17 protein-coding genes are annotated in these 20844 nt (G+C 68.4%); 8 read left to right on the forward strand and 9 right to left on the reverse strand.

The genetic code is table 11. The features are described 5' to 3' along the window. Positions 1–46: 46 nt before the first annotated feature. The 3 genes from JQX13_RS05225 (at position 47) to JQX13_RS05235 (ending at position 3149) form a co-directional block, all read left to right on the forward strand. Positions 47–1258, forward strand: coding sequence for an acyl-CoA dehydrogenase family protein (locus JQX13_RS05225; RefSeq protein WP_203407970.1), 1212 nt, complete (start codon positions 47–49; stop codon positions 1256–1258). Between the two features lie 68 nt (positions 1259–1326). Further along, a complete protein-coding gene (locus JQX13_RS05230; protein WP_203407971.1) occupies positions 1327–2349 on the forward strand; it encodes a phosphotransferase family protein in 1023 nt (340 codons plus the stop codon). 26 nt (positions 2350–2375) lie between these two features. After that, complete coding sequence (locus tag JQX13_RS05235; protein WP_203407972.1) at positions 2376–3149, forward strand: SDR family NAD(P)-dependent oxidoreductase; 774 nt, start codon at positions 2376–2378, stop codon at positions 3147–3149. 54 nt (positions 3150–3203) lie between these two features. Here the strand turns inward: JQX13_RS05235 and roxA are convergent, their stop codons facing one another. The 4 genes from roxA to JQX13_RS05255 all read right to left on the reverse strand — a co-directional run bounded on the left by roxA (position 3204) and on the right by JQX13_RS05255 (position 13527). Continuing rightward, positions 3204–5225 carry a rubber dioxygenase RoxA gene (gene roxA, locus JQX13_RS05240; RefSeq protein WP_203407973.1) on the reverse strand — a complete coding sequence of 674 codons (2022 nt, stop codon included), beginning with the start codon at positions 5223–5225 and terminating at the stop codon, positions 3204–3206. A 296-nt stretch (positions 5226–5521) separates the two neighbouring features. Then, positions 5522–6010 carry a hypothetical protein gene (locus JQX13_RS05245; protein ID WP_203407974.1) on the reverse strand — a complete coding sequence of 163 codons (489 nt, stop codon included), beginning with the start codon at positions 6008–6010 and terminating at the stop codon, positions 5522–5524. 479 nt (positions 6011–6489) lie between these two features. Further along, positions 6490–12024 (reverse strand): hypothetical protein, encoded by a 5535-nt coding sequence (locus JQX13_RS05250; protein ID WP_239014548.1) that lies wholly within the window; start codon positions 12022–12024, stop codon positions 6490–6492. Positions 12025–12066: 42 nt separating this feature from the next. Then, positions 12067–13527, reverse strand: a complete 1461-nt coding sequence (locus JQX13_RS05255; RefSeq protein ID WP_203407975.1) for an FAD-dependent oxidoreductase — start codon at positions 13525–13527, stop codon at positions 12067–12069. Positions 13528–13628: 101 nt separating this feature from the next. Between JQX13_RS05255 and JQX13_RS05260 the strand changes: the two genes are divergently transcribed. Together JQX13_RS05260 and JQX13_RS05265 are read left to right on the forward strand one after the other, a co-directional pair. Continuing rightward, the gene (locus JQX13_RS05260) at positions 13629–14435 is read left to right on the forward strand and encodes an AraC family transcriptional regulator (protein ID WP_203407976.1); all 807 of its coding nucleotides are present in this window, start codon (positions 13629–13631) and stop codon (positions 14433–14435) included. A 130-nt stretch (positions 14436–14565) separates the two neighbouring features. Beyond that, positions 14566–15723: an acyltransferase family protein gene (locus JQX13_RS05265; protein ID WP_203407977.1), complete on the forward strand. Its 1158-nt coding sequence runs from the start codon at positions 14566–14568 to the stop codon at positions 15721–15723. A gap of 74 nt (positions 15724–15797) precedes the next feature. Here JQX13_RS05265 and argB read toward each other — a convergent pair whose 3' ends face one another. Next, positions 15798–16646 carry an acetylglutamate kinase gene (gene argB, locus JQX13_RS05270; protein WP_203407978.1) on the reverse strand — a complete coding sequence of 283 codons (849 nt, stop codon included), beginning with the start codon at positions 16644–16646 and terminating at the stop codon, positions 15798–15800. Next, positions 16643–17707 (reverse strand): N-acetyl-gamma-glutamyl-phosphate reductase, encoded by a 1065-nt coding sequence (gene argC / locus JQX13_RS05275; protein ID WP_203407979.1) that lies wholly within the window; start codon positions 17705–17707, stop codon positions 16643–16645. The genes argB and argC overlap by 4 nt, the downstream gene beginning before the upstream one ends. Positions 17708–17864: 157 nt before the next feature. Here argC and JQX13_RS05280 point away from each other — a divergent pair, with 157 nt between their 5' ends. Continuing rightward, on the forward strand, positions 17865–18368 hold the full coding sequence (locus tag JQX13_RS05280; RefSeq protein WP_203407980.1) for a GNAT family N-acetyltransferase: 504 nt from the start codon (positions 17865–17867) through the stop codon (positions 18366–18368). A gap of 73 nt (positions 18369–18441) precedes the next feature. Here the strand turns inward: JQX13_RS05280 and JQX13_RS05285 are convergent, their stop codons facing one another. The 3 genes from JQX13_RS05285 to JQX13_RS05295 form a co-directional block, all read right to left on the reverse strand. Next, on the reverse strand, positions 18442–18678 hold the full coding sequence (locus JQX13_RS05285) for a YtxH domain-containing protein (RefSeq protein WP_203407981.1): 237 nt from the start codon (positions 18676–18678) through the stop codon (positions 18442–18444). Positions 18679–18806: 128 nt separating this feature from the next. After that, positions 18807–19022 (reverse strand): hypothetical protein, encoded by a 216-nt coding sequence (locus JQX13_RS05290; protein ID WP_203407982.1) that lies wholly within the window; start codon positions 19020–19022, stop codon positions 18807–18809. A gap of 68 nt (positions 19023–19090) precedes the next feature. Further along, positions 19091–19657 (reverse strand): hypothetical protein, encoded by a 567-nt coding sequence (locus tag JQX13_RS05295; RefSeq protein ID WP_203407983.1) that lies wholly within the window; start codon positions 19655–19657, stop codon positions 19091–19093. 211 nt (positions 19658–19868) lie between these two features. On the opposite strand from JQX13_RS05295, the gene JQX13_RS05300 reads away from it, so the two are divergent. Next, the gene (locus tag JQX13_RS05300) at positions 19869–20105 is read left to right on the forward strand and encodes a hypothetical protein (RefSeq protein ID WP_203407984.1); all 237 of its coding nucleotides are present in this window, start codon (positions 19869–19871) and stop codon (positions 20103–20105) included. Beyond that, entirely contained in the window at positions 20071–20835 is a 765-nt protein-coding gene (locus JQX13_RS05305; RefSeq protein WP_203407985.1) for an endonuclease III domain-containing protein, read from the forward strand. The genes JQX13_RS05300 and JQX13_RS05305 overlap by 35 nt, the downstream gene beginning before the upstream one ends. Positions 20836–20844: the final 9 nt, after the last annotated feature.

Consider the following 20844-nt stretch of genomic DNA (forward strand, 5'->3'; position numbering starts at 1 on the left):
GATATGCAAGTCCCCCACATCTGATTTTCCTTCAAAGGAGAACCCCGTGGATTTTCAACATTCACCCCGCGTCACGGAGCTGCAAAACCGGCTCAATGCCTTCATGAAGGAGCACGTCCATCCGAACGAACACACGTTCACGCAGCAGGTGCAGAAGAACCGTTGGGCGTCGCCGCCGATCGTCGAGGAGCTGAAGGCCAAGGCGAAAGCTCAGGGGTTGTGGAACCTGTTCATGCCGGGCACCGAGCACGGCGGCGCCGGCCTGACCAACCTCGAGTACGCGCCGCTGGCCGAAATCATGGGCCGCGTGTTCTGGGCTGCCGAGGTCTTCAACTGCTCCGCGCCCGACACCGGCAATATGGAAGTGTTCGCGCGGTACGCGACGCCCGAGCAACAGAAGAAATGGCTGGAACCGCTGCTGGAAGGAAGGATCCGCTCGGCCTATGTCATGACCGAGCCGAATGTGGCTTCCAGCGACGCGACCAACGTCGAGCTCTCGATCCGCGCTGAAGGCGACGAGTACGTCATCAACGGCACCAAGTGGTTCGCCACGGGCGCGATGCACGAGAACTGCCAGATCTTCATCGTCATGGGCAAGACCGATCCGGACAATCCGAACCGCCACCTGCAGCAGTCCCAGGTACTGGTCGAACGCGGCACGCCGGGCATGATCATCAAGCGGCCTCTGTCGACGCTGGGCTACTGGGAGGAGCCGCACGGCCACGCCGAAATCGTGTTCGACAACGTGCGCGTGCCGAAATCGAATCTCCTGCTCGGCGAGGGCCGCGGTTTCGAGATCGCCCAGGGCCGCCTTGGCCCAGGCCGCATCCATCACTGCATGCGCGTGATCGGCGCCGCCCAGCGCGCACTGGAGTACGCCTGCAAACGCGTGGAGAATCGCGTGGCCTTCGGCAAGAAGCTGAGCACGCAGGGCTCGGTGCGCGAGGCCATCGCGGTGATGGCATCCAAGGTCGAAATGTGCCGCCTGATGACGCTGCGCGCGGCGGACAAGATGGACCGCGTCGGCAATAAAGAGGCGAAAGACCTGATCGCGATGGCGAAAATCATGGTGCCGCAACTCGGCTTCGAGGTCATCGACATGGCCATCCAGCTACACGGAGCCGGCGGCCTGACCGGGGATTATTTCCTCGCCGAGGCGTTCAACTACGCACGCTGGTGCCGCATCGCCGATGGTCCCGATCAGGTCCACATGATGGCGCTCGGCAAGCAGGTCATCCAGGAGCTGTCAGCACTTTGAGCCAGGAAGCGGCCGCGTCCGGCACCTGCACGGCCGGTGGGGGCTCGAATTCTCGAGGAGGCGTATCCATGTCCGAGACAGTCGACACGCTGAATGTCGAAAATCTGCAGAAGTATCTGGCTGCGAGGATCGCCGATTTCGGCACGATTCAGGAATGCACCAAATTCGCGGGCGGGCAGTCCAACCCGACCTTCATGGTGCGCACAGAGAAGAGCAGATACGTGCTGCGCCGGAAGCCGCCCGGGCTGCTACTGAAATCGGCGCATGCGGTCGACCGCGAATACCGTGTGATGAGGGCGCTGGCAGCGACCCAGGTGCCAGTGCCAGGGATGCTCGCACTGTGCGACGACGACAGCGTCATCGGCTCGATGTTCTATGTGATGGAATTCGTCGAGGGCCGCATTTTCTGGAACGGCGCGCTGCCTGAACAGACACCAGCCGAGCGCCGCGCAATCTACGATGAGATGGTGCGCGTACTCGCCGCGATGCATACGGTCAACCTGGAGCAGACCGGACTCACCGACTACGGCCGCCCTGGCAACTATTTCGAGCGTCAGATCAGACGCTGGAGCGAACAATACCGAGCCAGCCAGACCGGCACCATGCCGGCAATGGAAAAGCTGATGGAGTGGCTACCCGCCAACGTGCCGGCCGACGACGGTCAGGTCGCGCTGAACCACGGCGACTACCGCATCGACAATGTCATGTTCCACCCGGCCGAACCGCGCATCGTCGCGGTGCTCGACTGGGAGCTGTCGACGCTCGGCCACCCGTGGGCGGATCTCGCGTATCAATGCATGCATTTGCGCCTGCCGCCGGATGCGGCGATCCCTGGCCTCGGCGGCCTTGACCGCGAGGCACTCGGCATTCCCTCGGAAGAAGAGTATGTCGCGCGCTATTGCGAGCTGACCGGCATCAAGGCGATCCCGAACTGGGATTTCTACATCATCTTCAGTTTCTTCCGCATCGCCGCGATTCTGCAGGGCGTCTACAAGCGCGCTCTCGACGGCAATGCGTCGAGCAGGAAGGCCATGGACTACGGCGCGCTGGCCGGTCCGATCGCGGAGATGGCCGTGGCGATGCTCCCATGACACCGGCAGGACCGCAGGAGAACACCATGAACAAGAATCGTTTTGATCTGACCGGCCGCGTGGCGCTGATAACCGGTGCGTCGAGCGGTCTCGGCGAGCATTTCGCGCGGGTCCTGGCCGAAGCCGGCGCCAAGGTGGTGGTCGCCGCGCGCCGTGTCGATCGCCTGCGGCATCTGGCCGAGCGCATCAAGAGTGCCGGTGGTGATGCCGCGGCCGTGGCGATGGATGTCACCGATCGCGACAGCGTGAAAACCGCATTCGAGGAGGCGGGCAGGTTCTTTGGCACCATCGACGTGCTGATCAACAATGCCGGCGTCGCCCGATCGATGCTCTTCGCGAAAACGCGGGAAGAAGACTGGGAGTACGTCGTCGATACCAACCTGAAAGCGGCGTGGCGCGTCGCCCGTGCGTTCGTCGATCAACCGGGCATGGCCGGCAGGCCCGGCAGCATCGTCAACATCTCCTCGATCCTCGGCATCGGTGTCGGCTATGGGGAGTCGCTGTATGCCACGTCCAAGGCGGGCTTGATCCAACTCACCCGGCACATGGCGCTGGAGTTGATGCGCAACAACATCCGCGTCAACGCGCTCTGCCCCGGCTACATCGAAACCGAAATCAACTCCGGCTACTTCAAGTCGGAGCGCGGTCAGGCCTACCTCAAGAACAACATCCCGTCGAAGAAGCTGGGTACGGCGGAAGACCTTTCGGGCGCGCTGCTGCTGTTGGCCAGCGACGCCGGCGCCTTCATCACCGGTGTCGCACTGCCCGTCGATGGCGGTCACCTGCTGCACTCGCTGTAATCACCGCTGCCTCTGGCCGGATTGAAGCCGGAGGCAGCGGCTCTTCCCGGAGCTCTAGAGCGTCTTCATGTACTCGATGATGGCCCAGCGCTCGTCGTCCGTGAGCGATTGCGTGAAGTCATGCCCGCCATTGCCAAGCCCATAGAGATGCGAATTGAAGATCATCCGCGAGCGAATCTGCTTCCGGGTAATGGGCGGCGGTGACTGGTAGGCGAGCGAGTTGTAGTTCGCGACGAGGTTGGCGATGCTCGCGAAGAGGATGTCGGGCGTCGCCATTTCCTGGCTACAGGGGATGAACGGGTCGTTGCTCGGGACATCTCCGCAGGCAAGTGGCGTCACCTTCCAGCCGAGCTTCGCGAAGTCATACGAGGCATGGCTCGTGTCGTAACCCGCGTTGGTTCCCAGCGCGTTGGTGGAGGTCTGCTGGCGCTTCCATACCGCCCGGCGGTCCGACGGCTTCAGCACCTCCCAGAGGGTGGGCACGCTTCCGTTGTGGAAGAAAGGCGCGGAGGCCCACGCGCCGTAGAGTGGCGGCGCCATGTAGCCGAACGGCTCGATCCACGTGTTCGGCCCTTCGGGTGAGTAGACGGGCCCGAGGCCGTTGTCGTACGCGCTGCGAGGCACGCGGCGCAGTGCGCTCGTGATGGGGTCGTCGTAGAAGGGTCCGTGGTCGGGGGACTGGTCGTTGTAGGCGAGGAAGGACGTGTTCCAGGCTCTGCGCTTACGCACGTCGGCCATCAGTCGCTCGCGCGCCGGATCCGTCCGGATGGTTTCGATGGGCGTGATGACGCCGGCAATGCCCTTGAGACGGGGATCGGGCAGGTACGCGGGGTTGGCGGCGTAGCGTGGCGAGTAGACGCCATGGCAGCTCGCGCAGGAGCCATTGCCGGGGGTCTTCGGGATGTTGTCGTTGGCGCCGTTCGCCCAGAGGTCACGCTCGTGAAAGAGCACGGCTCCCCGCTCGGCGAGCGCGGTGTTGATCTCCTTGGGGTAGAGGGGGGGCGAAAGCGAGAGGAAGAAGTTGTCGTTGTCCTCGAACTCGGCGGTCAGCGCGCGGCGCTGCTCGGGCGTGCGACCCAGGTTCGCGATTCCAAACGCCATCTCCGAACGGACGTTGTCCGAGGTGAGCGCCCCATCCCAGAACTGGCGCGTCTTGAACGCGCGGTACCACCAGTTGGGCGCACGGGACATGCCCCCCGCATGGGTCGGGAAGAACTCGAGCAGGCTCGGTGCCAGTGCGAGCGAGTCCATGTCGAAGAGGGCGGGCAGGAGGTCGACGATGCCAATGGCGTCACTCGTGCCGCGGCCCACGCTCCAGGGCACGGGCACGAGTTGGAACACCGTCCCCACGCCCGTGGACCGGAAGAAGTCGGACTGGATCAAGCCGGCATCTATCGCGTCGTTCGAGCGGCCCCACACGAAGCCGGCCTCCTGCTCGCTCCCGAGCCGCGAATCGTGGCAGCCCGAGCAGCCGGAGCTGATTCTTCCCGTGTAGCGCCCGTTTTCGTCCTTCTCCTGCACGAGCCCCAGCGGAAGTTGCCCGCTGCCGCCATCGGTGAGGTTGGGGTTCTCCCACGGCAGCGGGTAGGGGTTGCGGAATGGCGCCTTCGCGAGCCCATAGCGTTTGATGACCTGCTCGTCGAAGTCGACGGGGCGGGTGAGGTAGCCCCAGAGCCTATAGAGGTTGTAGTAGGCGAGCGAGTTGGTGAAGGACTGGAAGTAGGCACGGGTCTCGATGTTCTCCCGGCCCCGAGCGACGCTCGCGCGAAATTCGCCGCAGGTCTTCGGATTCGGAGCCAGCGTCGAGACGAACGGCGGCGGCGGCGTGTGCAGGTCCACCCAGTAGGCATTGAACTGCACCGCGGCCCCAGGCTTGTTGACGCCGGGCACCACCAGGGTGCGCGGATCCACCGGCAACGGAGTGGAATCCGGTTGCCCAGCGCATGCCGCCGAGAACGGCGACCGGATGGCCGTCGAATCCAACAACGGCAACGGGTCCGCGGCTGCCCGAGAAGCGCTCAGGGCGAGAATCAGGAAGCTCGAAAACGCCAACTCACGGTTCCACCGCAGTCTCATGGCGCAGCCCTCCATTACGTATTGGCACAGTGCCAACAAGGCGTTCTTTAGGCCGCTGGGGTGGGCGGCCACAATGCGCAGCGCGTCAACGCGCGTCATCACTGGCCGCATCATCCGGTGGACAACAGAGGGAAACGAACTCGAGCAGTGGGCCGAGGAGAAGGCACCGCGGAGGTGGGCCATGCGTGTCGCCACGACAGACGTCTTGGATTCACGCAGCACGGCTCCCCGCCTGGGAGGCTGCGAACACGGCGTCCGGACACATCTCCGGCCGGCAGCGGTGAACGACGGCCCTATCAGGACCGAGAAGGCCTCTCGAAGCCGGGATCTCGTCTGATGAGCTCCAGGCTCTGCCTCATGCTCTCGTACAGAGGAACATCCCGAGGGGCCGCCAGGAAGTGCCGCTCCGCTACGTCTAGCAAGCGCCGTGCGGCGGGCCTGTGCTCCGGGTAGAGCGTCGACCAGCGCGCGAACAGGATGGCCACATGGACGCGCCGCTCGACGTTCGAGTACCCCAGCCGCCGGATGCGCTTCAGGGCCCTTCCGAAGTCCGCCCATGGAACCCCCCGCGAGTAGGCCCCCATCAACAACTCCTCGGCGACGCGACGGCGCGTTTCCAACTGCTCCCAGGAGGTCTCACAGGTGGAGAGCAACCGGCGCTGCAGCACCAGGAACTCACGCTCGTACTGGGTATAGGACGCATCCAATAACGACACGTAGAGTCTGGCGAGTGAGTCGGCCCCCTCTCTCCATCTCCGGTGGAAATCCTCTTCTTCCCGGCTCATAGGCAAGGTGTTCCGTCCACGTCAGCGGGCCAGACTCCACGGTTGCGCATGCACACATCCCGGCAGGTGAAGCAATGGCTGTGGTTGAACAGTGGCCCATTCTTCCCCTGAGTGGCGGTGTGCAAGCAGAGGGTGAACTCCTCGTTGCATCTCTTGTTGAACTCCTGCCACGTCAGCTCACCCGTCTTTTCACGGGTCTGTTCCTCCGCCTTGTCCTTCGGACGTCGTGCGGCTTCTTGCTCTGGAGAGGAGGTGGTGGCCGAGGCTGCACCGGGAGAACCATTTCCTCGCCAGCAGGGGCAATGCAGTAGGCGGGATTCTGCCGACACGCACTCGACGCCGAATCCAACGTCTGTGCATACCCGTCCCGCCTCGGCCTCGCGCTCGGCACGACCGGGGAAGATGCCGTCCCGCATGCACAGACGAGCAGCGGGACAGCCATCACCGACAGGAACGACCGCCGCCTGCCGTTGCCCATGTCACCCCTCCCAGGTGGCCATCATCGCGCGCACCCGCTCGTAGCGCTCCAGCAGCTCGGCGCGCCTGGCGGTGAAGAGCACCATGAAGCCCACCACACCCACGCCCAGCAGGGAGAGGAAGGCTGCGCCCATGCGGTGGTCCCGGATGCCGAAGCGCGCCAGGTTGGCGAGCACGCACGTCACCAGGAAGGCACTGCCCAGGTACACGTAGGAGCGGATGCGAAGCGCCATGCCGGCCGCCACGCCCACCAGGCACAGCAGCACGCACAGCAACATGGCCCCACCGTCCTGGAACATGAGCGGCTTCCACGCCCCGGCCACATAGACGAGGGTGATGGCCAACGCCCGCAGCTTCGCCCGCGTGTCCGGCTCGAGCGCATCGTGGAAGACGCGCAGCAGCACCAGCAATGAGAGCCCTCCGGGAATGACGTAGTACTGCGGCTCTCCGGAGCCAGTGCCCACCCAGACGAGGAAGAGCGCCGCGTTGAAGGCCCCCACCGACACCAGCGAGGACACGCCACGCTGCGAGGGGTGCACGGACAACGCCGCGAAGTGGGCGGCATGGCCCACGAGCAGGGCCGCCACGTACAGGGGCTGGTGCCACGGCGCCGTGAGCAGGCCCGCCAGGGGGAAGAGGAACGCGCCCCACAGCGCCGGCCGGCGGAAGACGGGCAACCCCGAGCCCTCGCGCATCGCGAAGACGTAGAGGCCGGAGAAGAGCGCACCGCCCACCAGCGCCACGAGGCTGTCCGCCGTGCCCAGGCCCGAGGCCAGCGCGTGCAGGCGCACCGACAGGTAGCCGAGCACCAGCGTCCCCTGCGCGAGGAAGGCGGAGGTCTCGTCCTGCTCACGCACGGCGCGGCGCACCAGGGCGAAGAAGAGCACCGCCAGGCAGACACAGTCGACGAGCGCCGCCACCAGCACTCCGGCGGACCCGGGCACCAGCGCCAGGCCGCCGAGCACCTCCACCATGGCCACCACCGCGAACGAGTGCCCCACGCCCCGGCGCACCCGGTCGCTCGCGAGGTACAGGGCCGCCGTGGCCAGCAGCGCGCTGAGGGCCCCGAAGAACGGGAGGATGAACTCCGCCCCCCGGCCGGTGGACAGCAGCGCCCCCACGTGCGCGAGCAGCGCGTGCAACCCCACCAGCGAGGCCACCCACCCCACCACCGCGCGCTCGGGACGCCGGTACACCACCGCCCAGGCTGTCGCGATGCCGAACAGGAAGCAGGCCGCCGTGCCCGGGTGCTTCAACTCCCGGAGCCCGAAGAGGGAGAGGAGCGACAACACCCAGCCCGCGTGGTGCAGCGCCGCGCCCACGTCGACGTCGCGCTCGTCCAGCCACGTGCCCACCATGCACAGCAGGAGCCCCGTGCCACTCACCACCGCGGGCGCCCAGAGCGGAGGCACCGCCGCGACGAGCACCCCCGCCAACAACGCGGTGGCCACGTTGGCCATGGCCCGCTCGCGCGTCACCACCAACACCAGCGAGGCGAGTCCGGCCAGCAGCGCCACCGGCAGGGGCAGCGCACCCGGCCCCAGGTTCATCAGGTGCACCACCACGGGCACTCCCGTGGCCAGCGCGCCCGCCATCCACAGCGGCTCGCTCCACGTGCCGGGGAGCCCCGGGGACAGGCGCTCGGCCCACCGCGACACGGCGCGCTGGACGCGTCCCACCTGACACAGGGCCGACAGCAACGCCGCGCCGAGCGCCACCGCGCCGAAGGCCAGCGCCGACTCCGGACGCCACTCGAGGAAGCCGTGCTCCGGCGTCCTGCCCAGGGAAGCACCGGCGAGCACGAGCACCGAGGCCGTCAACATCCAGGGCCGCGACAGGAGGAAGGCCCCCACCAGCAGCACCCCGGCCAACAGGGTGATGGCGCCGGGCATGGGCGCGTCCAGCACGAGGGTCCACCCACAGAGCGCGAGCGACCCCAACACGGTGACGGGCCGCAGCAACGTGTCCACCGGCGTGCGGAAGAAGGCCCACAGCGCGTCAGGACGGTGGTGTGTGAGGAAGCCGAGCGCCAGCAACAGGGCGATGGCCACCGGGTGGAGCGGGAAACAGAAGAGCAGCAGACCCACCCCGAGCCCCACGCGCACCGAGGGCCTGGACCCGGGCAGCAACACGAGCGAGGCCACGAGGGGTGCGAACACCCACGGACTGGCCTTCGTCTCGGGCACGAGCACCACGCCCACCAACGTCAACGCGCCCTGCATCCACCCCGACAGTTGACGCGCGGCCGCGTCCTCGTTGCGTCCAAGGAGGAGGACTCGCGCGGACGGCAGGTGCTCCGCGGCCCGCACCACCCCGAGCGCGAGCAGCGGAAGCGCGCAGGCCCACGGCATGGACTGCCGCGACGGGATGACGAGGAAGAGGGTGAACAGCGGCGCGAGGGCCGCGAAGAAGGGCTGACGGTTGGCGCGCGTCCACACCAGGGGCAGCACCACCGCGCCCGCGAGCGTCGGCGGGCTCACCTGGCCGTGAGACCCCACGCATGCCAGGAACAAGAAGGGAAGCGCGCAGAGACTCGCCGCCAGTGCGAAGCGGCGCTCCCCGGCGAGGTGCCGGAAGGCCGCGCGATGCGACTCGAGGAGGGCGATGAGGCTCAGCAGCGTGGCCGCCCCCAGCAAGTGCGCGGCCTCGAAGTGCGGGAAGAGATGGACGCAGGCCCACAGCGAGGCGACGACGACGCTGAGGGACGGGTGGAGCGCACGCGCGGTGAGCAGGGCCGTGAAGGCGACTCCGAGCGAGAGCGGGTACGGCTGATTCCCGCGTGCCGCCAGCACCGCCACCACGGGATACACGAGCGCCACGAGACCCGCGGTGAAGGTGCTCGCGCTCCGGCCCCAGCGCGCGGCGGCCACCGAGGCCCCCAGCGCCCAGGGGAGGAAGAGGGCCACGGACAGGGCCGGCGTCATCCACGGCCAGACGGAGAAGGCGCCCACCGGAGGCAGGAGCGCGAAGCCCGCGAGCAAGACCGCGAGCGGACGCACCCCGGGCGTGACACGCGAGGCCACGGCCACGGCGGCGGCGGCCAGGAGCACGATGACGCCGAACCAGGGCACCTGGATGGACAGGCCCCAGACGAAGGCCAGGAGGGCATACGCGACCCCGGACCAGCCGAGCAGCCGCGCGCGGCCCCCGAGCCACCCCAGGAAGGCGAGCCCCAACGCCGAGACGGTGAGCGCCAGGGGCACCCACGAGGGTTCGACGAGACTGGCGAGCTTGGGCACCACGGCCGCTGCCACGAAGCCGGCGACGGCGAGCAGATACGGATTGGCCAGGTTCCACGCCACGAGGACCCCGGCGGCACCGCAGAGCACCATGCCCATCAACGCGGACCCATGGGCACCCGCCTGGAGGCCGTGAACGAAGCCCACGGACGCGAGCCACCCCACCGCGGTGCTGAAGGTGAGGCACGTGCGCCGGGTGCAGACGAGCGACAGCGCGGCGAACACGAGCGCCACCCCACCGCACACCATCGAGGCCACCGCGGGACCGAAGAGGATCCGGGCGGAGAACGAGAGAAGGAAGGTGAGCGCGGCGCCGACAATGGACAGGTAGAGGCGCTCGAAGAACAGCCCGCTGGCCACGCAGACGACGGTGAGCCCGAGCGCGGTCCAGAAGGCCGGACGCTGGTCGGCGCCCGCGTGCCCGAGGAGGGCGAAGAGGACGCTGGCGACGGCGGTGGAGCGCAGGAGCACCTCGGCGCTCGCCTCGTCACGCGCCGAGGGGGACTGTTCCGCGCGGTGACGCAACCACCCGGCGAGGACGACACCCGCGAGCACGAAGGGCACGGCCGAGAGCGCGCCGTAGTGGAACGGAAGCCTCCCCGACACGGGGTAGCCGAGCGAGGCCTTGAGCGAGTCGAGCAGGGCCCGCACGACGCCCGGGACGAGCTGACCCGAGGAGGAATAGGAGAAGTACGCGCCGGCATAGACGAGGTACAGCCAACGCACCCGGAACAGCTCGCCACGGGAGAGCCCGAACAGGGTCCAGGTGAAGGTGGCCGCGGTGAGGAAGAAGGACGGGGGCGAGCCCGTGGCCGCGAGCACGAGACAGACCACCTGGAGCGAGGCGACGCCGACCGAGAGCGAATCCGCGGCCTCGTGGGGCGGCAGCCGGCGGAAACCGAGACTCGCGGCGAGCAGGAACGCGAGGAACGGAGCGTAGCTGCCAAGGGAGAGGGGCACCCCGGCGGCGGAGAGGGCCAGGTGCAGGCGCACCCCGTAGAGCAGCAACAGGTACAGGGGCGCGGCCAGTGCGAAGCCGAGCGCCTTGCGACTCCGGGGCTCGGGGACGGGCCGGCGGGAGAGCGCGAAGAAGAGGGCGCAGGGCAATACGTCGAGCCAGAACGCGGGAGCACCGAGACGCGCGAGGAGCGTCGCGAGCCCCATCATCAACGTGGTGCCGAGCAGCGCGAGCTGGACGATGGGACGAGAGGGCGCGTCGAAGGATTCGGCGGGCTTGCGGACGAGGGCGGCGGCACCCACGGACCAGGCGAGGAGCAACGGAAGGAGGAGCGCGAGCGGAACCCCGTCCAGACTGAGGCTGTCGAGAGGCCCTAGCGCGACACCCGCGAGCGGAGCGACGGCGGCGCCGATGAGACCGAGGATGCGACCGGCACCGGCGAGGGTCTCGCGGCGGGCGAGCAGGGCTCCGCAGACGGAGAAGGCGGCGGAGTAGCCCGCGGTCATGCCGAAGACGACGAGCGAGCGGGAGAAGGAAGTGAGCCCGGCCCAACTATCGAAGGCGAGGTAGAGGGAGCCAGCGACGATGAGGAAGGCGCCGATGAACCAACCGATGCTCTCGTAGAGGAAGGGGCGCCAGACGGTGTCCCAGGTGGAGACCTCCTCGACGATGCGAGCGGTGACGGTGCGAGGAGCGGGAGCCTCGAAGAGGGGCTCGGTGACAACAGGAGGAACCACCCCCTCTCCCTCTGGGAGAGGGCCGGGGTGAGGGTAGAGGGGAACCTCGACCTGCTCTGGAGAACCCTGAAATTCCCCGGCCTCCACCGGGGGAACGGCGTGCACGACCTCCGGCACCGCGGGCGAGACCTCCGGAGGACTCACGGGAGCACTCACGCCGTCCTGTTCGCCCAGGGTCCCAGCGGGCTCGGCAACCGCGGCGGGAGCCACCGGGTCCGCGGGAGCCACCGCGACCGCTGGAGCCACCGCGTCCGCGGGAGACTCAGCGAGCACGGAGAGCAGGATGCGAGCCTGCCGCTCATAGCGCTGGGTCAGATAGGTCCGAGCACCCTTGGGGACATATGTGGAGTCCCACTCCTTCATCTCCGCGAGGAGGAAGTGGACGTGGTCGAGCTCTCGTTCGAGGACTTCGCGAGGACGCGGTGCCATGGCCTTGCCACACGCGGCGCAGAAGCGAAGTCCGCCGAGACGCTCCTGGCGGCAGGACGAGCAGTACATGTTGGGTGAGGCCCCTACAACGACCATGCCGGGCGAGAGGCCCAGGAAAATGAGGAACTTGGACCTCGGGGTGCCACCCGTACGACGCGGTGCGCCCAAGTTCATGTGCATGCTACTGCACAAGGGAACACGGGCGCACGGGGGCGCCTAGGCCCAGGCCCAACCCACGTGCCCATCCGGGCGGAGCAGGAGTCCGCTCAGCCCGCGGAGCTCCTCGCGGTCATCGCCCAAACGGGCCTGAACGACGTTCGTCCACTCCCTCCACGCCGGGTCCAACTGAACGGCGGGTCCGTGGCCACCTCGGAGCTGCAACAACAACCACTTCCCCTCGTGCATGAAGGAATAGAGCCTCTTCACGACCCCATCGAGCAGCTTCAGCTCCAGGTCGGGGAGCCGCTTGCCGGTCAACGCCGTCACGAGCCCGCCCTCGAACCGGGGGGCAGGCACCTCCAGGTCCGGATAGACCACGTCCATGGCCCCCAGACGCTCCGCCAGGGAGCGGTTCAGGGCCGGGTCCTTCAAGAAGCCCGACAGCATGTCGCGCAAGGCCAGGACGGACGGTGAGCAGGCCATGAGGGCGGTCTGCGCCTCCGTGTTGCGCGTGAGCGCATGGCCCACCGGGTAGCGCTCCCGGTGGTAGCTCTCGAGCAGCGACAGCGGAGCCCGCTCCCGCAGCACGCCGGCGAGCTTCCAGCCGAGATTCATGGCGTCCTGCAAGCCGACATTGAGGCCCTGCCCTCCAGCGGGGAAGTGGATATGCGCGGCATCGCCGGCGAGCAGGACGCGGCCGGACCTGTAGGTTTCGGCGATCCGCGTCTCATTGCCAAAGCGAGACAGCCACTGGGGGTCCCTCATCCCGAGGTCGGTGCCGCAAATCCTGGTGACGCTCCGCCGCAGCTCGTCGAGGGTGACGCTCTCCTTGACCGGCACCTGCATGCGCTCGGGGTCGAAGAGGATGACCCGGTGGATGCCGGGGCCGAGCGGGACGATCATGATGCCGCCCCGGGGGTTGATGGTGGAGAAGGCGGGCGTCGAGGGGGGCTCGGCGAGGACCACGTCGCCCAGCATGGCGGTGACCGTGGTGTCCGTGCCCACGAAGCCGATCCCCGCGAGTTGCCGGACGATGCTGCGCGCTCCATCCGCGCCAACCACATAACGCGCGCGGCAGCGGAAGGCCTGACCCGAGGCCGAGCCGACGAGGTCCACACCTTCGGCGTCCTGCCGCATCTCCCGAATCTCGTATCCGCGCCGGATGTCCACCCCGAGCGCACGGGCGCGCTCCTCGAGCAGCGTCTCGGTGACGACCTGGGAGATGAACAGCGTGAACTTGAAGGTCGTGTCGAGCGCCGAGAAGTCGAGCCGTGTATCGAGCATGCCGAAGTGGCCGGTCGGCACGGGCTTGCCGCGCTCCAGGAAGGGCCCCTCCCATCCGCGCAGCGCCAGGACCTCGAGCGAGCGCGGATGGAGCGTCAATGCGCGCGATTGCTGGACCGGCGCATCCCTGCGCTCGAACACCGTCACGGCAATGCCCGCCAGGGCCAATTCACAGGCAAGCATCAACCCGGTCGGACCACCGCCAACGACCGCGACCTCGATGACATCCTTCATGCTGGAGCTCCATGGCAATGATTGTTCATGCATCACCATAGGGTTGGGCATGTCTGGCGTGGTAACGTCATCCTGCCAAAGAATACCGACCTTCCGCCAACATGTCGAAGCCGAGTGAGCACATCATCGCCGCCATCGAGCGCCCGGACGACCCGGCGCTCATCGCCATTCCCATCCACTCGGGCCAGGAGCCCGAGCTCGCCCGGCACCGCCATGCGCGGGGACAGCTGTTCTCCATCGAGAACGGGCTGCTGGTGGTGCATACCTCACGCGGCAATTGGCTCATGCCGCCGGGAATGGCCGGCTGGATTCCTCCCGGCACATGGCACTCGGCGCAGTGGTACGGCCCGACGCGCGGCTGGAGTGTCTATGTCTCGGCCCGGGCCTGTGACCGGCTCCCCGGGGAAGCCCGTGTCGTGCGCATGTCCCGGGTGCTGGAGGCCATCGTCGAGCGCGCCACGGACTGGGAGCCCGGCGCGCCGCTCGGCCCGGCCCAGGCCCGCCTGGCGGAGGTCGCCATCGACGAGCTCCAGGTGGCGGAAGAGGAGCTGGCACTGCGCCTGCCCATGCCTCGGGAGCGGCGGCTCGCCGCCATCGCCCGGGTGCTCCTCGCGAACCCCGCCGATGCGAGAAGCATGGGAGCCCTGGCCTCCTGGGCGGGCATCAGCGAGCGGTCCCTGACGCGCCACTTCAAGCAGGAGACGGGCATGACCTTCGTGCACTGGCGGCAGCAGGCGAAGCTGGCACGCGCCCTGGAACTGCTGTCGGAGGGGGAGCCGGTCGGGAACGTGGCCTTTTCCCTGGGCTACGAGAGCGTGAGCGCGTTCATCGCCATGTTCAGACGGTTCCTCGGCACGACTCCAGCCCAGTGCATGGCCGGGCGGCGCGACCCGAAGACGAGGAGATAGCGGGAGCGCAGGAAGCAGGACCCCCGAGGGGCGAGCGGGCAACTCCGCGCGCGCCTCCAACGGGTCACGCGAGGCTGGAGGTACACGGACGGTGCTGGCATGCTGCGCCCCTTTTCACGGGGGGCTCCTCATGTCTGCCTCATCCCATCGCATCCCTGGACTGGACCTGCTCCGGGCCATCGCCATCACCTGGGTGATGGTGGGACATCTATTCGAGATCGCCCCGGAGCTGCACGGGCTCCCTCCGGTCATCCGGACCCTGATGGGCGCTGGCCCCGCGGGAGTGGACCTCTTCTTCGTCCTCAGCGGCTTCCTCATCGGACGCATCCTCTGCCGGATGCTGGTGCCCGGCGGCGGGCTCGACGTGCTCGGCTTCTGGTCCCGCCGGTGGCTGCGAACGCTCCCGGCCTATTACGCCGTGCTGCTGGTGGGACTCCTGACGGAGGCGTTCGGACGCTCGCGCGGAAGCTGGAATGGCTCGCTCCCCGCGTACTTCGTGTTCCTGCAGACGTACCTGTCGGACATGCCGCGGTTCAACTGGACGTGGTCCCTCTGCATCGAGGAGCACTTCTATCTGATGCTGCCGCTGGTGCTGATGGCCGTCGGAAGGCTGCTCCCCCGCATGAGTGCCCGGCGCATGCTCCTGAGCGTCGGAGTGGCGTGCCTGGTGGTGAGCATCTCCTCCCGGTTCCTGCACTGGTGGCTGGCGGGAATGCCCCCGCTCGAGGTGCTCAAGAAGATCGCCCTGGAGACGCGGTCCTTCTACGTGTTCTCCCATTGCCGGCTCGATGGGATCGCGATGGGGCTCGTCGTCGCCGCGCTGCCCTCCCCCACCGCCGCGGCGAAGCGCCTGGGCCCCTGGGCCGTGGCCGCCGCCGTGGCGCTCGTGCTGGCCAAGCCGTTCCTCGTCACCACTCCCACCGCCTGGCTCTTGAGCTTCACGGGGCTGGCAGTCGGATTCGCGGTGTTGGTGTGGTCCGCGTCTCCTGGCGGCGTGCTCGAGAAGGTGTCCGTTCCCGGCGCGGCCTTCATCTCGGACATCTCCTACGCCTTCTATCTGACCCACCTGACCGTGTTCGGACTCGCGCGCCGTGCCCTCCCCGGTGCCTCGGGGGCGCTCGTCGCCGCGCTCGCCATCCCCCTGGCCATCGTGGTGAGCGTCGCCATCCGTCGGCTGGTGGAGCTCCCCGTCATCCGCCTGCGGGACCGCTGGTTCCCCAACACGGAGGCGTCCCGCCCACAGGCCCCGGTGGAGCAGCGCACGTCGCTCGGGCCCATCGGCGGTTGAGGGGATTGCGGTAGCGCGCCCGCGCCCCGGTGCATCCTCCGCACAGGGGACACGGGCGCACGTGGGCTTCCCCACTACCCGCGCAGGAACGCGGTGCCGTGGCTGCCGGGCTTCTCGGCCTCGTGCAGCACGGCATCGTTGGGCGAGATGCCCACGATGTGAATGGCCTCGATGCCCTCCTCGAGCATCTCCAGGCTCTCCTCCACCTTGGGAATCATCCCGCCCTGGATGACTCCGGAGGCGATCTTCTCGCGGGCCTCGGCGGGCGTCAGCGTGGGCAGGCGGGTGGACGGATCGTCCTTGTTGGCGAGCACGCCCGGCACGTTGGACACGAGGAACAGCCTGGCCGCCCCCAGCTTCGCGGCCACGCGGGTGGCCACGGTGTCGGCGTTGATGTTGAAGACGTTGCCCTGCGCGTCACCGGAGAGCGAGCCGAGCACCGGGACGAAGCCCGCGTCCGAGAGGCTCTGGAACCGCGCGGTGTCCACGCCCACGACATCGCCCACCAGCCCCAGGTCCACCGGGTCCGGACCCGCGCCGCTCATCACCTTGGGAGGCCGGCGCTTCGCGTCGATCAGCCCCGCGGACATGCCGGTGGTACACAGGGCGGGGACTCCGGCGATGCGGAAGGCCGAGGCCACATCCACGGACACCTGGCCCGCGAGCGTCATCTTCATCACCTCGAGGGTGGCCTCGTCGGTGTAGCGCCGGCCCGCCACCATCTTCGGCTGGAGCCCGAGCTTCTTCTGCATCTCGGTGGCCTGGGGCCCACCGCCGTGGATGACGGCCACGCGGATGCCCGCGTCGAGGAAGGCGCGCACGGCGGCGCCCACGCTCGCGGCCAGCTTCTGCTTGTCCATGGCCAGCTCGCCGCCAATCTTCACGACGAACCAGCGCCCGCGGAAGTCGGAGAGCCCACTCACGGCCACAGCCCCGGCTCGGCGAGGGTGAGACGCTCGTCCCAGCCCATCATCACGTTGAAGCTCTGGATGGACTGGCCCGCGCCGCCCTTCACCAGGTTGTCGAGCGCCGAGAAGCACACCACGCGCCGGGTGTTGCCCGTCACGGGGCCGAGCGTGAAGCCCACCTCCACGTAGTTGCTGCCGGACACGCCCACCACCTCGGGCTGACGGCCGCCGCCGACAGTCCGGATGAAGGGCTCGTTGGCGAAGGCCGACTTCCACGCGGCGGTGAGCTGCTCCTGCGTGACGGAGGCGGGCACCTCGGCGAACGAGGTGGAGAAGATGCCGCGCGGCAGCGGCGCCGACACGGGCACGAACTCCAGCGACATGTCCTCCTTGCCTCCGGCGATGCGCAGCGTCTGGAGAATCTCCGGGATGTGCTGGTGCTCGAGCGGCTTGTAGGTACGCAGGTTCGCCGCGCGCAGCGGGTGGTGCGTGGTGATTTGCGGATTGGCGCCGCTGCCCGAGGAGCCCGTGGCGGCCACGGTGTGGATGGGGCCGGAGAGCAGGCCCGCCTTCGCCAGCGGCAGCAGGCCGAGCGCGATGGTGGTGGCGAAGCAACCGGGGCTCGCGATGTAGCGCGCCTTGCGGATGGCCTCGCGGTTGAGCTCGGGCATGCCGTAGGTGAAGGTGCCGTCGGTGAGCATCTGCGGCGCCGGGTGCTCCACGCCGTAGTACTTCGCGTAGGAGGCCGCGTCGCGCAGGCGGAAGTCGCCCGACAGGTCCACGATGCGCACGCCCGAGTTGATGATGTCCAGCACCACCTTGGCGGTGGTCTTGTGGGGCATGGCCAGGAAGGCCACGTCCGCGCCGGCCACCGCCTGGGCGGGGGGCATCTCCTGGAAGGTCAGGTCCGTGAGCCCGGCGAGGTTGAAGTGAACGTCGCCCACCTTCTTGCCGATGTTGTCCACCGCGGTGATGCGCACCACCTCCACGTTCGGGTGGAAGAGGAGCCGGCGGAGGATCTCCGCTCCGCCGTAGCCGGTACCGCCGATGAGGACTGCCTTGACCTTGTTGGCCATGTGCGATGTCTCCAGGAGGGACTTCCCGGGCGGGTGTATAGGGGCTCCCGGACCGGGAAATCCACCACACCGCACCACTGACGCGGCGGGCCATGGAGAGCTGTTCACACAAGGGCACTGGCCTCGGAGCGGAGGCTGTGGAACGTTTGAGCCCATCATGAGCACGGAACTGAAGCTGCGCCCCATCGAGCCGCGGGACGACGCGGCGGTGGCGGCGATCATCCGCGAGGTCATGCCCGAGTTCGGCGCGAACGGGCCGGGCTTCGCCATCAACGACGCGGAGGTGGATGGGATGAGCGCGGCCTACTCGCGACCGGGCCGGGCCTATTGGGTGGTGGAGGACGAGACGGGCCGGGTGCTGGGTGGCGGTGGCATCGCCCCGCTGGAGGGAGACGAGCCGGGTGTCTGCGAGCTGCGGAAGATGTACTTCCTGCCGGAGGCACGCGGGCGCGGCGTGGGAGAACGACTGCTGCGGCAGTGCCTGACGTTCGCGCGGGAGGCCGGCTACCGGACGTGCTACCTGGAGACGCTGGCGAGGATGGAGCAGGCGCAGAAGCTCTACCGCCGCCTGGGCTTCCAGCCGCTCTGCACGCCCATGGGAGCCACGGGCCACTTCAGCTGTGACCGCTGGTACGCACTCGACCTGCGCTCGGCCGGGTAACGGGACGGCGCGAAAGGGCGCGGGAGCGGGCCCCACCACCGGAGCGCCCACTCCCGCCGATGCGCGCCGGGGACTACTTGTCGGTCGCGTCCTCGATCTTGTCGCCAGCGTTCTCCGCGGCGTCCTCGGTCTTGTCGGCGGCGTTCTCCGCGGCGTCATCGACCTTGTCGCCCGCATTCTCCGCGGCGTCCTCGGTCTTCTCCCCGGCACGCTCGATGTCCGACTCGGCGCTCTCACGGGTATTGCGGTGGCAGCCCACTCCCGTCAGCAGGGTCCCCAGCGCCACGGCCAGCAGTGCCTTCTTCGTCATGCGTTTCTCCTCTTGTGTGGCCCCGGCGTTCCGTCCGCGGGGCCGTTTCACTCCGGGGGAAGGTAGGAACGCTTTGCGCGCTGCAAAGGGCTCACGGGAAGAATTCGTGCCACGGGCATGGCGAACCCTCAGCGCTTCTGGCGGGAATTGCCCACTTTCGCCACACGGCGGGCCACGGGCTTCTTCGCTCTCCGCGCCGCCTTCTTCGCCCGGGTCGCCGCGACCTTCCGACGCGAGAGCACCGCTCCGGCATCCGTGGGCGAGCCGACGTCCGGTTTGGCCGGACCCGAGACATCCAACGTGCCCGCGACGACCCCCGACGGCTGATTCGTGACCTTCGTCATGTGCAACCTCCGTCCCCGGAAGGTAGGGACGAAGCCGCGCACGTGAAGCGGCTGCCTCGCGCGGCGGGTCAGGACGGGCTCGGCGCGCCTCGCGCACGGCGGCAGAGCGCGGACGCCGCCAGGAAGCCGTAGCTGAAGCCCTTGCGGAAGAGTTTCGTGTAGACCCAGCCCACCCCGGGAACGGCGGCGATCATGTCGCCCAAGCTCCACATCTCCTCGTGCGCATGGATGAGCGGCTTGAAGTCCCCTCCGGGCGAAGCAGGCGCCAGCAGGGTGAAGTCGTAGACGAGGATGGTCCTGAGCGGATAGGTGTACAGCCAGCTGAACTGCCTCAGGTTCATCACCCCGTCGACGATCGCGCGGCCCTTGAGGCCGCCCTCCTCCAGCTGGACGTTGAGCTGGGTGATGTCGAAGTCGAACGAGAACATGCAGTGGAAGCCCGCCGCTCCGCGCCGGTAGATCTCACGGCCGGCCCCGCGCTGCCAGGGGTCGGTGAAGGTGATGTCCTCCGCCAGGAAGGGGAGGACCTCCTCATCCAGGACATCGGCGGGAACGCGCGTGTCATAAAGCAGCTCGGTGATCCGCCGGAAACGCTCCTCCAGCGATTGAATCAGTGTCCGCTCGACTCTGCGCATAGGCCTCCCCTGCCCTCCCCCCTGAATCGATGTCGCCCCTCCCTCGAGGCGAACACAGGGTAGGCATCGTGCTCCCTCCTCGAAAGGCCAGGCGAAGGCGGCTCGGGCATGGGAGCTGGCGCCTGACGGCCTGCCGGCCCGGCGGTGCGGCAGCGCCCGGCAGCCACCCCCATCCCGCATCCCCATCTTCTCCCGGAAAGGGAGGTGCCCGATGGCACAGGACCAGGACAGGGAGAAGCTGCATTCCGACGAGGACAAGGAGAAGCTGTATCCGAAGGTGGACTCGGGAGACGTCTCGGGTCAGGGCCGGGAGCGGCGGCCGGACGAGGAGTACCCCAAGCAGCGCAACGCGGGCGAGTTCGGCACCCACGGCGGCCCCAACAAGCCCGGGAAGGAAGACAAGAGGCAGATCCATGCCCCCGGCAGCTCCAAGGCGGGCTCCCAGTAGTCGGCGGGCCCCGGCGAGCCTCAGCGGACGCACGGTCCGCGAGGCTCCCGAGGTCCCTCCCCGCGCGGACAAGGCCCCCTTCGACCTCGAGGAGGTGCTGGCACGGGTGCGCGAGTCCATCCGGGGTTTCGCGGACGCCGCCATGTTCGAGCTGGCGGCGCGCGGCCACGCGAGCCTCTTCGAGCAGCTCGTGGGCTGCATCCTGTCCATCCGCACGCGGGACGAGGTGTCGTTGCCGGTGGCCCTCCGGCTGCTCTCCCAGGCCCGCACGCCCGAGGCGCTGCGCCACCTGGGGCCGGAGCGCATCCACGCCCTCATCCGCCCGGTGACGTTCCCCGAGCCAAAGGCGCAGACGCTCCACGCCATCGCGGTGCGGACGGTGGAGGAGTTCGGTGGCGAGCTGCCGTGCGACGCCGAGGTGCTCCAGTCCTTCAAGGGCGTGGGGCCCAAGTGCGCGCACCTGGCGCTGGGGATTGCCTGCGGGCAGGCACGCATCAGCGTGGACATCCACGTGCACCGGGTGACGAATCGCTGGGGCTACGTGCGAGCACGCACTCCCGAGCAGACCCTGGCCGCGCTGGAGGAGAAGCTGCCCCGGGCGCACTGGGTGGAGCTCAACCGGCTGCTGGTGCCCTTCGGCAAGCACGTGTGCACGGGCACGCAGCCCCGGTGCTCCACGTGCCCGGTGCTGTCCATGTGCCAGCAGGTGGGCGTCCGTCAGCCGCGCTGAGCCGCGCCG

The organism is Archangium violaceum, assembly GCF_016859125.1.
Taxonomy (GTDB): Bacteria; Myxococcota; Myxococcia; order Myxococcales; family Myxococcaceae; genus Archangium; species Archangium violaceum_A.